Origin of the sequence: Nevskia sp. (assembly GCF_023266035.1) — a bacterium.
GTDB lineage: Bacteria > Pseudomonadota > Gammaproteobacteria > Nevskiales > Nevskiaceae > Nevskia.
The window spans coordinates 1-14,677 of record NZ_JAHFRY010000117.1; the positions used below are offsets into that span (position 1 = coordinate 1).

The 14,677-nt window shown below is 63.5% G+C and carries 15 protein-coding genes; all 15 read right to left on the bottom strand.

Annotated elements, in window-relative coordinates:
• On the bottom strand, positions 1-588 hold a 588-nt coding region (locus tag Q0D45_RS16525; RefSeq protein WP_293395195.1), incomplete at its 3' end, for a PHP domain-containing protein.
• Between the two features lie 115 nt (positions 589-703).
• The gene (locus Q0D45_RS16530) at positions 704-1,273 is read right to left on the bottom strand and encodes a ribonuclease HII (RefSeq protein WP_293395198.1); all 570 of its coding nucleotides are present in this window, start codon (positions 1,271-1,273) and stop codon (positions 704-706) included.
• Positions 1,270-2,412, bottom strand: a complete 1,143-nt coding sequence (gene lpxB, locus Q0D45_RS16535) for a lipid-A-disaccharide synthase (RefSeq protein ID WP_293395201.1) — start codon at positions 2,410-2,412, stop codon at positions 1,270-1,272. The genes Q0D45_RS16530 and lpxB overlap by 4 nt, the downstream gene beginning before the upstream one ends.
• Positions 2,413-2,414: 2 nt before the next feature.
• Positions 2,415-3,212: an acyl-ACP--UDP-N-acetylglucosamine O-acyltransferase gene (lpxA, locus tag Q0D45_RS16540; protein ID WP_293395204.1), complete on the bottom strand. Its 798-nt coding sequence runs from the start codon at positions 3,210-3,212 to the stop codon at positions 2,415-2,417.
• Positions 3,213-3,220: 8 nt separating this feature from the next.
• Positions 3,221-3,709 (bottom strand): 3-hydroxyacyl-ACP dehydratase FabZ, encoded by a 489-nt coding sequence (gene fabZ / locus Q0D45_RS16545; RefSeq protein WP_366946484.1) that lies wholly within the window; start codon positions 3,707-3,709, stop codon positions 3,221-3,223.
• A complete protein-coding gene (gene lpxD, locus Q0D45_RS16550) occupies positions 3,690-4,757 on the bottom strand; it encodes a UDP-3-O-(3-hydroxymyristoyl)glucosamine N-acyltransferase (RefSeq protein WP_293395207.1) in 1,068 nt (355 codons plus the stop codon). The genes fabZ and lpxD overlap by 20 nt, the downstream gene beginning before the upstream one ends.
• Positions 4,758-4,783: 26 nt before the next feature.
• Positions 4,784-5,302, bottom strand: a complete 519-nt coding sequence (locus Q0D45_RS16555; RefSeq protein WP_293395210.1) for an OmpH family outer membrane protein — start codon at positions 5,300-5,302, stop codon at positions 4,784-4,786.
• 88 nt (positions 5,303-5,390) lie between these two features.
• Positions 5,391-7,706: an outer membrane protein assembly factor BamA gene (gene bamA, locus Q0D45_RS16560; protein ID WP_293395213.1), complete on the bottom strand. Its 2,316-nt coding sequence runs from the start codon at positions 7,704-7,706 to the stop codon at positions 5,391-5,393.
• A 25-nt stretch (positions 7,707-7,731) separates the two neighbouring features.
• On the bottom strand, positions 7,732-9,102 hold the full coding sequence (gene rseP / locus Q0D45_RS16565) for an RIP metalloprotease RseP (protein ID WP_293395216.1): 1,371 nt from the start codon (positions 9,100-9,102) through the stop codon (positions 7,732-7,734).
• A gap of 83 nt (positions 9,103-9,185) precedes the next feature.
• Entirely contained in the window at positions 9,186-10,001 is an 816-nt protein-coding gene (locus tag Q0D45_RS16570) for a phosphatidate cytidylyltransferase (protein ID WP_293395219.1), read from the bottom strand.
• Entirely contained in the window at positions 10,001-10,720 is a 720-nt protein-coding gene (gene uppS / locus Q0D45_RS16575) for a polyprenyl diphosphate synthase (protein WP_293395222.1), read from the bottom strand. The genes Q0D45_RS16570 and uppS overlap by 1 nt, the downstream gene beginning before the upstream one ends.
• A complete protein-coding gene (gene frr / locus Q0D45_RS16580; protein WP_273454600.1) occupies positions 10,717-11,277 on the bottom strand; it encodes a ribosome recycling factor in 561 nt (186 codons plus the stop codon). The genes uppS and frr overlap by 4 nt, the downstream gene beginning before the upstream one ends.
• A 99-nt stretch (positions 11,278-11,376) precedes the next feature.
• The gene (pyrH, locus tag Q0D45_RS16585) at positions 11,377-12,108 is read right to left on the bottom strand and encodes a UMP kinase (RefSeq protein WP_273454602.1); all 732 of its coding nucleotides are present in this window, start codon (positions 12,106-12,108) and stop codon (positions 11,377-11,379) included.
• Positions 12,109-12,502: 394 nt separating this feature from the next.
• Positions 12,503-13,543 carry a translation elongation factor Ts gene (gene tsf, locus Q0D45_RS16590; RefSeq protein WP_293395228.1) on the bottom strand — a complete coding sequence of 347 codons (1,041 nt, stop codon included), beginning with the start codon at positions 13,541-13,543 and terminating at the stop codon, positions 12,503-12,505.
• A 212-nt stretch (positions 13,544-13,755) separates the two neighbouring features.
• Positions 13,756-14,547, bottom strand: coding sequence for a 30S ribosomal protein S2 (gene rpsB, locus Q0D45_RS16595; RefSeq protein WP_293395231.1), 792 nt, complete (start codon positions 14,545-14,547; stop codon positions 13,756-13,758).
• Positions 14,548-14,677 lie beyond the last annotated feature (130 nt).

Below are 14,677 nucleotides of genomic sequence, written 5' to 3' on the forward strand. Positions count from 1 at the left end.
GGCGAAGCTGACCGCCGCACGCAGATGGCTGTCGTCATCGCGGCGGCCGCAGCGGGTGATTTCCAGATACAGGCGATCCGGGAAATGGCGGCCCCACCAGTCGGTCAGGCCGCGCGCGTGTTCGATTTTTCCGGCCAGCAGCGCCCGGCCGATCTCGCCATCGCGGCCGCTGAGCGCGATCAGGCCGTCGCTCGCCGCTTCGATCCAGGCCCGATGAATGCGCGGTCGGCCGCGGCCCTGCCCTTCGTTGTAGGCACGCGACAACAGGCGCGTGAGATTGCGGTAGCCGCTGTCGTTCTGCACCAGCAGGGTGACGTTTTCGGCCTGCTCGCCGTCACCGGATTCCGGCATCGCGATATCGGCGCCGATGATCGGCTTGATGCCCGCCGCTTCTGCCAGCTTGTAGAACTTCACCATCGCGAACAGGTTGTCCTGATCGGTGACCGCGATGGCGGGCAAACCGAGCTTCGCGGCGAAACCGGTCAAGTTCTGGACATTGGCGCCCGCACTTTTCCTCGCTGGCGATTCGACGCGGATCAGGCTGTCGACCAGCGAGAATTCGGTATGCAGGTGCAGATGGACGAACACAGCGGTGGCTAGTGGCTAGTGATTGGTGGCTAGTAGAACGGATGCAAAGCACGACTGGGGATCGGCGCGAGATTCTACGTGGCAACGCCTCGCTTATCTGACCACTGACCACCGATCACTCGCCAATGCTTTTCCGGCAGGGCGCGAAGCTCAGCCGATGAATGCGGCTGGCACCTTGTTGCGCCAGCGCTTGCAGGTGCGCGGGCGTGCCATAACCCTTGTGCCGGGCCAGCCCGTAACCGGGAAACTGCGCATCGAGCCGAGTCATCTCGGCATCGCGGGCCACCTTGGCGATGATCGCCGCGGCCATGATCGCGTCCTCGCTGCGATCGCCGCCGATGACCATGCGGATCGGCACCGGCAGCCGTGGCTGCTGGCTACCGTCGATCAGGCACAAGCTCGGCACCGTCTTCAGCGCAGCGACAGCGCGCTGCATGGCCAGAAACGTTGCCTGCAGGATGTTGATCGCGTCGATCTCCTCGGGCGTCGCGATGCCGATCGCCCAGTCCAGCGCCACCGCTTCGATCAGCGGCACCAGACGCTCGCGCTGCAGCGCGCTGAGCGCCTTGGAATCCTTGAGCCCGATCAAGCCATGCCCTTCCGGCAGCACGACTGCCGCCGCATAGACCGGCCCGGCCAGACAGCCGCGGCCGACTTCATCAATGCCGGCGATGCACCGGTTCATCGGGCCGCAATCAGCTCGGCGATCGCGGCCGCCGAGGCTTGCGCAGCATTGCGGCGCAGCTCGTCGCGCACGGCGCCGAACTGCGCGAGCTGGCGATCGCGGGCCTGGCCGTCCTCGATCAACGCGCGTAGCGCTTCCGCCATCACCGCCGGCTGCGCCGCGTCCTGAAGATATTCGGGTACCACCGGCTCGGCGGCCAGCAGGTTCGGCAAGCTGACGTGCTTGGTCTTCAGCATGCCAAGCGTCGACAGCAGGAAGTAGGTCAGCAGCGAACCGCGATAGGCGACGACCATCGGCCGCTCCAGCAGCAAGCATTCAAGTGTCGCGGTGCCGGAGGCCAACAGCACGGCATCCGCCGCGCGCATCGCGGCACGGGACTGACCGTCGACGAGCTTCCAGTTCACCAACGGTGCGTGTGCGGCGATCGCCGCCTCCATGACCGGCCGCAGGCTGGGCTTGGCGATCGGCGTGACCATCGTCAATCCCGGCAGCTTGCCGGCCAGCAGCGCTGCAGTCTGGGCAAACGGCACTGCCAGCCGCGCCAGTTCGCCGCCACGACTGCCCGGCAGCACGGCGAGTACCGGCCCCGAGGCCGGCAAGCCGAGGGTCTGGCGCGCTTCGGCCTGCGAGGCAGGCTCGGCCAGTTCCTCGGCCAGCGGGTGGCCGATGTAGATCGCTTTGACGCCGTGGCCGGCGTAGAACTTCGGCTCGAATGGAAATAGGCAGAGCACCAGATCAACGGCCTTGGCGATGGTTTTCACCCGCCCCTGCCGCCAGGCCCAGACCGTCGGGCTGACCATCTGCACGGTCTTCAGGCCGCGTTCGCGCAAGCGCCGTTCAAGGCCGAGATTGAAATCCGGCGCATCGATGCCGATGACCACGTCCGGGCGATCGGCGCTGAGCTTTTCGATCAGCTCGGCGCGCAACCGGAACAGGTCCGGCAGCTTGGGCAGCACTTCAGCAATACCCATCACCGACAGCCGATCGATGGTCGCGATCGACTCGCAGCCCGCTGCCCGCATCCGCGGACCGGTGACGCCGCTGAATCTCGCGTCGGGAAATCGCGCCCGCAGTGCCGGGATCAGCGCACCGCCGAGCAGGTCGCCAGAGGTTTCACCGGCGATCAGCGCGAAGTGCATCGTCAGCGGACGATCGACCGCGTCGAGCTTTCGATGAACGCCAGCAGACGTGCGCAGTGCGTCGAGGTGGCGGCCATCTCGGCGAGCTTCACTTTCACGTCGACCATCAGCAGGTCCGAGATGTAGATCAGCTTGTAGGCGTCCTTGATGTCGCCGATCTCTTCCGGCGAAAAGCCGCGCCGCTTCAAGCCTTCGCTGTTGATGCCGCGGGCCTTGGCCGGCTGGCCTTCGATCATCATGAACGGCGGCACATCCTTGAGGATGACGCTGCCGCCGCCGGTGAAGGCATGACCGCCGATCCGGCAGTACTGGTGGATCAGGGTGAAGCCGCCGATGCCCGCCCAGTCCTCGATCGTCACGTGGCCGGCCAGCGTGGTGCCGTTGGCGAGGATGTTGTCGTTGCCGACGACACAATCGTGGGCGATGTGGGCATTGGCCATGATCCAGTTGCGATCGCCGACCTTGGTCAGGCCTTCGGCCGTCTTCAAGGTGCCGCGCTGGATAGTCACGTACTCGCGAATGGTGTTGCCATCGCCGATCTCGACGCGGGTGGCGTCCTCGTACCGGGCCGTCTTGTCCTGCGAGATCTCGCCGAGGCTGGCGAACTGGAAGATGGTGTTGTCCCGTCCGATCCGCATCGGGCCTTTCAGCACCACATGCGGGCCAACCGTGGTGCCCTCGCCGATCTCGACACCGGCGCCGATGATCGAATACGGGCCGACCGACACGCTCGGGTGCAGACGCGCGCCGGCGTCGATGATCGCCGTCGGATGGATCAAGCCGGTTTCAACTGCCGCCATGCTGCCGCTCACTCCGCCGCGTCAGCGGCAACGGGTGCAGCAGCACGCGAAGCATCCTTGAGCACACACATCAGCGTGGCTTCGCAGGCCAGTTCGCCGTCGACGGTCGCCCTGGCCTTGAAGCGGCGCAGATGGCGCTTGACCCGGTCGAGGCTGACTTCGAAACGCAGCTGGTCGCCCGGTTCGACGATGCGCTTGAAACGCGCGTCCTCGATGCCAGCGAAGTAGAAGATCAAGCCGGACTCCGGCTTGATGCCGGTTTCGATCGCGGTCAGCAGGCCGCAAGCCTGGGCCATCGCTTCGATGATCAGCACGCCAGGCATCGTCGGCACCTGCGGGAAGTGACCGAGGAAGAACGGCTCGTTGTAGGTGACGTTCTTGATCGCCACCAGCGACTTGCCAGGGTCGTGTTCGATGATCTTGTCGATCAGCAGGAATGGCTGGCGGTGCGGCAGCATCGCCATGATGTCGCGGATATCAAAAATCGCCTTGCTCACCTTGCTCCTCTCCCGTTGCCGGAGTCATTTTCAGTATTTGTTCGATCGCCGCAAGTCGTTCATCGACTTTCGGCAGCCGACGGATGCGGGCCACTTCGCGACGCCACTCGCGCGCCGGCTGCGCCGGAACGCCCGAGCCGTACTGCCCGGGGGCGGTGATCGACTTGGTGACCATCGCGTAGCCGAACACGACAACGTTGTCAGTGATCGTCAGATGTCCGCCAATCACCGAGGCACCACCGATCATGCAGTTGCGGCCGATGGTGGTCGATCCGGCAATGCCGGTGCAGGCGGCGATCGCGGTATGCGCGCCGATCCGGCAGTTGTGCGCGATCTGGATCTGGTTGTCGAGCTTGACGCCGTCTTCGATCACCGTGTCATCGAGTGCGCCGCGATCGATGGTGGTGTTGGCACCGATCTCGACATCGTCGCCGATGATCACGCGCCCCAGCTGCGGTACTTCGATCCAGCCCGCCGGGCTGGGCGCCAGTCCGAAACCGCGGCCGCCGATCACCGCGCCGGGCAGCAGTCGGGCGCGCGCACCGAGCAGGCAATCCGGGCCGATGTAGACATTCGCTTCCAGGCGCGATCCGGCGCCGATCGCAGCACCTCGGCGAACCACGCAATTCGGGCCGATGTAGCTGCCGGCGCCGATCACGGCATCCGCTTCGATCACCGCACCGGCAGCGATGCCACAACCGTCGCCAATCCGCGCGGAGGGATCGATCGTCGCCGAAACGTGGCGCGCAACGACGAACTCCTCGGCGCGATCGAATTCGCGCGCGACGAGGGCGAATGCGACCGCAGGATTGGCGCTGATCAAGGCATTGCCGCTGAAGCTCGCCACATCCCGGGTGCCGATGATGACCGCCGAAGCTTGGCTATCCGCCAGTTGCTTGCGCAACTTCCGATCCGCACAGAAACCGATGCGTCCGGCTCGACCGGGTGACAGCGCGCAAACACCCGAGATCAGCAAGGCCCCGTCACCGCGCAGCTCCAGACCATGACGCTCGGCCAGTGCGGCCAAAGTCGTCGCGCGTGGGCTCATCGGTGCCGGGGAACTTGAGTCCGCGTTTACTTCGAGGTGCCGCCGAGCTTCTTGACCACGTCGTCGGTGATGTCGAACGAGGTGTTGGCGTAGACCGGATCGGCGACGACGACGTCGAGGCTCTTTTCCTTGGCCACGGCGACCACGGCATCACGGACCTTGCTGACCACTTCGTTGGTCAGCTCGCGCTGACGGGTCTGGGCATCTTCCTGGAACTTGCGGCCAGCCTGGCTGAGGTCGACCTGACGGGCGGCCAGATCCTTTTCGGTCTTGGCGGCGGCGTCCGGGCTGACCGTCACGCGGTCACGCTTGAACTTCTCGACGTCGGACTCGAACTGCTTGGACTGCGCTTCCAGATCGGACTTCCGCTTCTGGAATTCGGCGGTCATCTTCTGATCGGCAACCTTGTACTGCGGCGATGCGCGCACGGCGTCGTCGAAACGGACCACGGCGACCTTGGCGTCGGCGGCGACAGCCATCGTCGGTGCTGCGAACACGGCCAGCGCGGCAACAGCGGCGGCGGCAAGAATGCGGGGCTGAATCATGTCGGTCTCTCGTTGAAAGTGAAAAGTGCAGCAGGGTTTGCGGGACGAAACGGCTCCGGCAACTGCCGGAGCACACTCAGTGGCGAACTTAGAAGCCGGTACCGAAGTTGATCTGGAAGCTGTCGGTGAAATCACCCGGCTTGTCGTTCAGCGGGAACGCGTAGCTCAAGGACAGCAGACCGAGGATCGGCGTGAAGAAGCTGAAGCTCAGGCCGTAAGCCTGACGCAAGGTCGACACGCTGAAATCACCCGGCTTGGCGTACACGTTGCCGAAGTCGTAGAACAAGCTGGCGCGCGTCGTCTTGTTGTCGCTGACCACCGGGATCGGAAACACCAGGTCGGTCTGGCTGGTGGCACGCAGCTCGCCACCAAACGGGTTGTTGTTCGGGAAATCGCGCGGCCCGAGCGAGCCATCGCGATAGCCGCGAACGGTGTTCGCGCCACCGGCGAAGTACAGCTCGTACGGCGGCACGTCCTTGCTGGAACCGTAGGCGTGGACGTAGCCCACCGTCGCATTGAACTTGGTGAAGAACTTGAACGGCAGCTGGAAATACTGCTCGTGCGAAATGCTGGTGTTGTAGTACGACAGATCGCTGATGCCGGGCAGCGTGATGTCGAGGTTCAGGCGGGTCAGCATGCCGCTGGTCGCGAAGAACGTGCGGTTGCGGGTATCGCGGGCGATACCGGTGCGCAGCTGGAACGCGGTGAATTCCGTGCCGTTGTTGATCACGAAATTGAGAATTTCGTTGCTCGACGCACCCGGGAAGGTTTTCACCGCCGTCTGGCTGACGCCGCCGCCGAGACGCAGCGACGCAAATTCCGACAGCGGAATGCCGTAAGTCAGATCGCCACCGACGACATTGGTATCGAAGCCCGAGCTGAAGCGGATGACCGACTGCGACTTGCGGAAGTAGGTCGACACCGTCTGGCTGATGCCGTCCTGGGTGAAGTACGGATCGGTCAGGCTCAAGGACACCGAGCGGTTGAAGGTGCTGGTGTCGGCAGCCAGCTGCACGCGGTTGCCAGTACCGAGGAAATTGGTGTTGGTGATGCTGGCGTTGATCAGGAAGCCCTGAGCGCCCGAATAACCGACGCCGAACTGGATCGAGCCCGGGGCGCGTTCCTTGACCTTGAATTCGATATCGACGAGATCGTCGGTGCCGGGCACCGGCTTGGTCTCGACTTCCGCTTCCTCGATGAACGGCAGGCGCGCAAGACGCTGGCGCGAGCGCTCGACGGCGCTCTTCGAGAACGGCGCGGCTTCCAGCTGACGCATTTCGCGACGCAGCGTTTCGTCGTTGGTGCCGGTGTGGCCCTGGAAGTTGATACGCCGGATGTAGGCGCGCTTGCCGGGCTCGATGAAGAAATTCAGGCGGACTTCGCGATTCGGCTCATCCACTTCCGGCAGCGGCGTGACCTTGGCGAAGGCGTAGCCGATGTCCGACAGCGCGCCTTCGATACGGGTCGCGGTTTCGGTGGCTTCCTTGCGCGAAAAGATCGCGCCGTTCTTCGATGAGGTCAGTGCATCGAGAAACTTCTCGTTGAGCACGATCTCGCCGGAGAAGCGGTGATCCTTGACCTTGTAGACCGCGCCTTCTTCGAGCGCCAGGGTGACGTAGATGTCCTGCTTGTCCGGCGACAGCGCCACCTGCACGGAAGCGATGTTGAACTGCAGGTAGCCGCGATCCTGGTAGTACGAGGACAGCGTTTCGAGATCGCCACCGAGCTGCTGCTTGGAGTAGCGATCAGTCTTCTGGAACGGCATCCAGGTGGTCTTCTCGAGCTTGAGCTGCTTGAGCAGTTCGTCGCGCGGGAAAGCCGTGTTGCCGATCAGGTTGATTTCCTTGATCTTGGTGACCTTGCCTTCAGTCACCTTGATGTTGATGTCGACGCGGTTGTTCGGCAGGTCGGTGACCTTGGCCTCGATCGCGACATCGTAGTAGCCGTTGGCGTAGTACTGGCGGCGCAGTTCCTGTTCGACAGAGTCGAGCAGCGCGCGCTTGAACAGTTCGCCTTCGGCGAGACCGGCATCCTTCAGCGACTTGTTCAGCTCGTCGCCGCCGACCTTCTCGTTGCCTTCGAGCTTGAAGCTGGCGATCGCCGGGCGTTCCTTGAGCTTGATGACCAGGTCATCGCCATCGCGCACCAGCTGCACATCGAGAAACAGGCCCGAGCCGTACAGGCTGCGGATCGCCGAACGCGATGCCGTTTCGGTCAGTTCGTCCCCGACCGACAGCGGGAAGTAGGTCAGCACCGTGCCGAGTTCGAGGCGCTGCAGGCCCTCTGCTCGCACCTGCTTGATCACGAACGGATCAAATGCCCACGCCGCCTTGGTGCTTGCGGCGATAGCGACCAGAGTCAGCAGCGCGCCGCGTGCCGTGTTGCCTAGACCGTTCAGAACCATTCCTCGAATAAACCCATAGTCGTTGTCAGCCGATCACGCTGGCGACATCGTTGTAAAACGCCAAACCCATCAGCATCAGCAGCAAGGTCATGCCCAGCTGCTGCCCCGCCGCCTGCACGCGCTCGGACAGCGGCGAACCCTTCACCGCTTCGATCACTCCAAACAGGATCTGTCCGCCATCGAGCATCGGTATCGGCAACAGATTGAAGACGCCGATGCTGACGCTGACCAATGCTACAAACGTCAGGAACGCGCCAATTCCGGCGCTGGCCGAATAGCCCGCCGCTTGCGCGATCTGGATCGGACCACTGACGTTCTTCACCGAGACATCGCCGACAACCATCCGGTACAGCAGGCGTACCGTCAGGGCCGACACCTGCCAGGTCTGGTGCAACGCCGCTGAAGCCGCAGCCAAGGGTCCCAGCCGCACTTCAGCGCGCAAATCCTGCCACAAATCACCCTCGGTCGCCATGCGCTGCGGCGCTAGACCGACTCGGCCGATGGCCTCGCCATGGCTGGAGTCGGTGCCGATGATGACGCTGATTTGCTGGCTGCTGCCAGCGCGCTCGATGGCGAACTTGGCCAGCTGACCAGGACGCGCCGACACCTGGCTGCGCAGATCCTGGAACGAGGCGACCGGCTTACCGTCAATGTCGATGATGCGATCGCCGATCTTCAGGCCGGCGCGATCTGCCGCCTCACCCGCCACCACCTGCCCGACCACGGCCGGAATCAGCGGCTCGAACGGATTCAGACCAAGGTCCTCGAACAGCAGCACCGGGTCGACACGCGCCTTGCCGAGATCGATGTTGACGGTCTGCTCGCGGCCATCGGCGTGGGCAACCAGAAAAGCGGTATTGCCGCGGCTCAGAGCGCGATCGAGCAATTCGGCACGCAGCACCGACCAGGTCGGAATCTTCTGATCATCGAGGGCAACGATGCGATCGCCACCAGCGAGTCCGGCGGTGGCCGCCAGGCTTCCGGCTGGGGGCGCGGCGATCACCGGCTTCATGCCCGGCACGCCGACCATGTACAGCACCCAGTAGAAGGCGATCGCCAGAATGAAATTGAACGCCGGGCCGGCCGCGAACACGGCGATGCGCTTGGCCACCGGCTGGCGGTTGAAAGCGCGGGGCAGATCTTCCGGCGCAATCACCACGTCGGCCTCGCGCTCATCAAGCAGCTTCACATAGCCGCCGAGCGGGATCATCGCCAGTACATATTCGACGCCATCCTTGCCGCGCCGCGACCACAGCGGCTTGCCGAAGCCGATCGAAAACTTCAGCACCTTGATGCCGAAACGCCGCGCCACCCAGAAATGACCGAACTCGTGGAAGGCGACGAGCACACCGATCGCAACGATGAAAGAGGCAGCGGAATGCAGCGTATCGAGCATGGATCAGAACCCGAAATGGGACGAGGTCGCGGCTTCGACCATGGACAAGGCAAAAGCGTTCGCCATCCCGATCACAATCACAGTCAAATTCCCAACAAGGCCAGACCGAGCGCCAGCACCGGCGCTGCCGCCAGCAGGCTGTCGACTCGATCGAGGATGCCGCCATGCCCCGGCAACAGGGTGCCGCTGTCCTTGACGCCGCGATGGCGCTTGAACAGGCTTTCGGTCAGATCACCGATCACCGACACGCCGATCACGGCCACACAGAGCAGCAACAGCTTCCACCAGTCGAAACGGCCGAAGCCGAACACCCACGGTGCCGCGCCTGCCACCAGCAAGGCAGCGACGAAGCCGCCGATCGCGCCTTCAACCGTCTTCCCGGGGCTGACTTCAGGCGCCAGCTTGCGCCTGCCGAAGCGGCGGCCGGCGAAATAAGCACCGATATCGGCCATCCAGACCAGGCCGAACAGGAAGAACATTCGCAGCACGCCATTGCTGCCGGCATGCAGCATCGCCAGCCCTAACAGCGCCGGCACCAGCATCAGCAAGCCGTAGATCGCCATCATCGCGGTGCCCGGCGGCTTGAGCCGGAAATTCGCTGGATAGCCGGCGATCATGCTGAGCGCATGGCCCCACCAGATCGCCCCGAACATGAGCACCCAGACACCCAGCGTGATCGTGCCCATGAACCAGGCCAGCGCCAGCAGTACCGCGACCAGCAGCAGATAAGCTGCGCGCGAGCTTGGCTGGGTCAGCCCCATCAGCGCCGTCCATTCCCAGGCTGCGAGCAAGCCGACAGCTGACAGGAACAGGTACAGCCAGGACGTCGGGAAGAAGATGATCGGCCCGAGGATCAGCGGCACCAGGATCAGCGCGGTAATGACCCGCTGCTTCAACATCAGCTTGCTTCCGGCACGCGACCGAAGCGGCGTTCACGCGATGCGTACCAGGCGAGCGCTTCGGCGTACGCCGTTGCGTCGAAATCCGGCCACAGCGTTTCGACCAGATGCAGCTCGGTATAAGCGAGCTGCCAGATCAGGAAATTCGACAGGCGCTTCTCGCCGCCGGTGCGGATCAGCAGATCGGGATGCGGCAAGTCGGCGACGACCAAGCGCGATTCGATCGCTTCCGGCGTGATCGGCAGACCCTCGCGGCACAGGCTCGATGCCGCCTGGGCGATGTCCCACTGGCCGCCATAACCAACAGCGATCACCAGCGTCAGACTGGTATTGGCGCCGGTCAGCGCTTCGGCGTCGGCCATCAGCTTGCGCAATTCCTCTGGGAAATCGTCGTGATTGCCGATGAAGCGGATGCGCACGCCATTCTTGTGCAGGCTGGCGATCTCGTGCGACAGCGTGCGCACGAACAGACGAATCAGCAGTGACACCTCGGTTGGCGGCCGCTGCCAGTTTTCCTGGCTGAACGCGAACAGGGTCAGCACCTGGACGCCGGCCTTGTGCGAGGCGCGGACAATCCGCCGCGCCGCTTTCACGCCTGCCTGATGACCGAAGGCGCGCGGTCGCAGCCGCTGCTTCGCCCAGCGTCCATTGCCGTCCATGATGACGGCCACGTGCGCCGGAATGCCGGCCTGGCCAAGCGGCGGCAGGTGCTGGGTCATCCGTGCGACAGCAGCTCTTTTTCCTTGGCGTTCATCACTTCTTCCGCCTTGGCAACGAACTGGTCGGTGAGCTTCTGGATCGCCGTCTCGGCGCCCTTTTCCTCATCCTCGGTGATGATCTTTTCCTTGGCCAATTCCTTGATCGCCTGGTTGGCGTCGCGGCGCACGTTGCGGATCGCGACACGGGCGTTCTCGGTCTCAGACTTGACCACCTTGACCAGATCCTTGCGGCGCTCTTCGGTCAGCGGCGGCATGTTGATGCGGATCGTGGTGCCGGCGGTGTTCGGCGTGATGCCGAGATCGGAGGCGAGAATGGCTTTCTCGATGGCGCCGATCATGTTGCGATCCCAGGGCGCGATCGAAATCGTGCGGGCATCTTCGACGACCACGCTGGCGACCTGCGACAGCGGCGATTCAGAGCCGTAGTAATCGACCCGCACGTGGTCGAGGATCGCCGCGCTGGCGCGGCCGGTGCGGAGCTTGCTGAAGGCCTGTTTCAGGCCATCGACGGTCTTCTGCATGCGAGCCGTCGCGTCTTTCTTGATGTCTTCGATCATCGGGTCAATTCCGGAACAACAGATTCGTGAAGTGAGATTGTCAGGCGGCCGCGCCGTTGCGGTGCAATTTCCGAGGCCAGTGTTGACCGTTGACGCGGCTCAGACCCGCACCAGCGTGCCCAGCGACGTATCGCCAGTGACAATCCGGTGCAGCGCCTTCGGGCGGTCCATGTCATAGACCCGCAGGCGGACCTTGTGATCGCGGCACAGTACCAGCGCGGTCTGATCCATGACGCCGAGTCGGCGATCCAGCGCCTCGTCGTAGGTCAGTTCATCGTAGCGCGTCGCCGTCGGGTCCTTCTTCGGGTCCGCGGTGTAGATGCCGTCGACCTTGGTCGCCTTCAGCATCAGGTCGGCCGAGATTTCGATCGCCCGCAGGGCAGCGGCGGAATCGGTGGTGAAGAACGGGTTGCCGGTGCCGGCTGCGAACACCAGCACCCGACCCTTTTCGAGATGGCGGATCGCCTTGCGGCGGATGAAATCCTCGCAGACCTCGTTGATCCGGATCGCCGACTGCACGCGGGCTTCCAGACCGATCCGCTCGATCGCGTCCTGGATCGCCAGGGCATTGATGACTGTAGCCAGCATGCCCATCTGGTCGCCGGTGACGCGGTCCATGCCGCCACGCGCCAGGCCTTCGCCACGGAAGATGTTGCCGGCGCCGACGACCAGGGCGACCTGAACGCCGAGATCGACGATTTCCTTCAATTCATTGGCCAGAAACGTCATCACGTCTGGCGAGATGCCGAAGCCGAGGTCGCCCATCAGGGCTTCGCCGGAAATCTTCAGCAGGATGCGCTTGTAGGCAGGTTTAGCAGGCTGTTGATTCAATGAAGAGGCTCCGAGTCAATCAGCGTAGGGATCGTCGGGCCAGCCATCAGCATGCCGCAGAAGAATTCAGGCATTTGCAGTGACAAACGAGCCGCGAAACCAAAAGAAGGACCAGTTTAAAGGACCGTTACTTAAAGGACAGTTACCAAAAGGCCCCGTTTCCGGGGCCTCAGATGACAATACTTTAACCTGAAAATCAGGCCCTGACTTAGGGTCTGTTGGCATTGCTTGGGTCGCTGCGTTGCGAGTCAAAAAGCCGCCGGGCGAGGCGCGAACCGCAGGCCATAGCCTACCTGTGGTCAAGGTTCGCAACGAAGTCCCGGCGGCCCAAGAAAATGACTTGGGGCCGCAACCCTTCGGGGCGGGATCAAAACAATGTCAACAGACCCTATGCTCAGACCTGGCTGGCAGCAGCCACTTCAGCGGCGAAATCAAGGGTTTTCTTCTCGATGCCTTCACCGACCGCCAGACGCACGAAGCTGGCCACGCCCGCGTTCTTCGACTTGAGGAGCTTTTCGACCGTTTCGTCCGGATTCTTGACGAACGGCTGGCCCATCAGCGTGATGTCGTTGACGAACTTGCGGATCTTGCCTTCGGTCATCTTGGCCAGAATGTCGGCCGGCTTCGGCCGGTAGCCGCCGCCGAACTTCTTCTTGACGCCGGCGTACTCGTCGTCCCAGTTCTTCTTGCCTTCGGCGTCGAGGGCCTCATAGGTGCCGTTGGTCTTCTCGGCCTCCATTTCCTTGAGGAAGCCGCCGAAGCGGTCGGAATCAGCCTGCGCTTCGGCCTGTTCCTGCGCCATCGTCGCTTCGATCACGCGCTTTTCGGCTTCGATCGCTTCAGCCGGAATCTGCGTGGTGTCGAGATAGCGCGGCTGGCTGGCGGCGACGTGCATGGCGATGTCGCGAGCCAGTTCTTCGTCCCCGGCGCTGAGCGCCACGACCACACCGATCTTGGTCCCGTGCATGTAGTAGTTGATCGCGCCGGCAGCCTTGGCGACGACTTCGAAGCGACGCACGGTGATGTTCTCGCCGATCGTCGCGACCAGGCTGCGACGCATCTCTTCGATGGTCTGGCCGGCTTCGTTCTTCAGCGCCAGCAGCTCGGCCAGCGTGGCCGGACGGGCCACCAGTGCGGCCTTGGCAGCGGCGTCGCCGAGTGCCTTGAAATCGTCGCCCTTGGAGACGAAATCGGTTTCGCTGTTGGTTTCGACCAGGGCGATGGCATCGGCGCCGACGGCGATCGAGATCACGCCTTCGGCAGCGGTGCGGCTGCCCTTCTTGTCGGCCTTGGCCATGCCGTCGACCCGCAGCTTTTCAGCGGCTGCATCGACATTGCCGCCGGTGGCTTCCAGCGCCTTCTTGCAGTCGCTCATGCCGGCGCCGGTACGGTCGCGCAGTTCCTTGACGAGGGCCGCAGTGATGGGAGTGCTCATATCCGTTCAACCTTGATTCGAATGTGGGGGACGTAGGGTCGAAAAAGCGGACCTTACGGATTGATTGTGTCGATGCATCGATAGGAGGGCGATCGCCGGACTGGGCGTTGGGCTGGCCCGGAACGCGAAACGGCGCTATCGCGCCGCCTCAAGCCGATCCTTCTCGAAGACAGCGGCGGCGGATGAGCAACTCATCCGCCGCCGGCGATGCTTCAGGCCTCGGCGCGGCCAGCCGGCTTGCCGGTGCGCGGACGGCGCGGACGGGCCGGTGCTGCGTCGTCACTGCCGGTCGCGAATTCTTCGGCGCGGACATTGACAGTGTTGGTGCCACGGCCTTCGATGATCGCGTCGGCGATGCACTGGGCGTAGACCTTGATCGCACGGATCGCGTCGTCATTGCCCGGAATCACGCAGTCGATGCCGTCCGGGTTGTTGTTGGTGTCAACGACGGCAATGATCGGAATGCCGAGCTTCTTGGCTTCCGAGACGGCGATCTTTTCGTAGCCGGTGTCGATGATGAACAGGGCATCCGGCAGCGCCGGCATGTCCTTGATGCCGCCCAGCGAGCGCTGCAGCTTTTCCAGCTCGCGGGTGAACAGCAGCTGTTCCTTCTTCGACAGACGGCCGATGGTGCCGTCGGTGACCTGCTTTTCCATCTCGTGCAGGCGCTTGATCGAGCCCTTGATGGTCTTGAAGTTGGTCAGCGTGCCGCCGAGCCAGCGCTGGCTGACGTGCGGCATGGCCGAACGCACGGCTTCGTCGCGGATCGCGTCACGGGCAGCGCGCTTGGTGCCGACGAACAGGATGCGGCCACCGTTGGCAGCCAGCTTGCCGGCAAAGTTGCAGGCGTCCTTGAGCAGCGGCAGCGTGTTCTCGAGGTTGATGATGTGAATCTTGTTGCGGTCGCCGAAGATGTAGGACTCCATCTTCGGGTTCCAGTAGCGGGTGCGGTGTCCGAAATGGACGCCCGCTTCCAGCAGCTGACGCATAGTAATCGACGACATGGTGCAATCTCCTTGGGTTGGGCTGACCGCGCATCGAGGAATCCTTCGGCTTCGTCAGATTGTTTGACGAGCGTTCAGAACACCCAGGGACGAGCGCGGATGGTTTCTTGCTGCCTGCTCCCATCAAGCC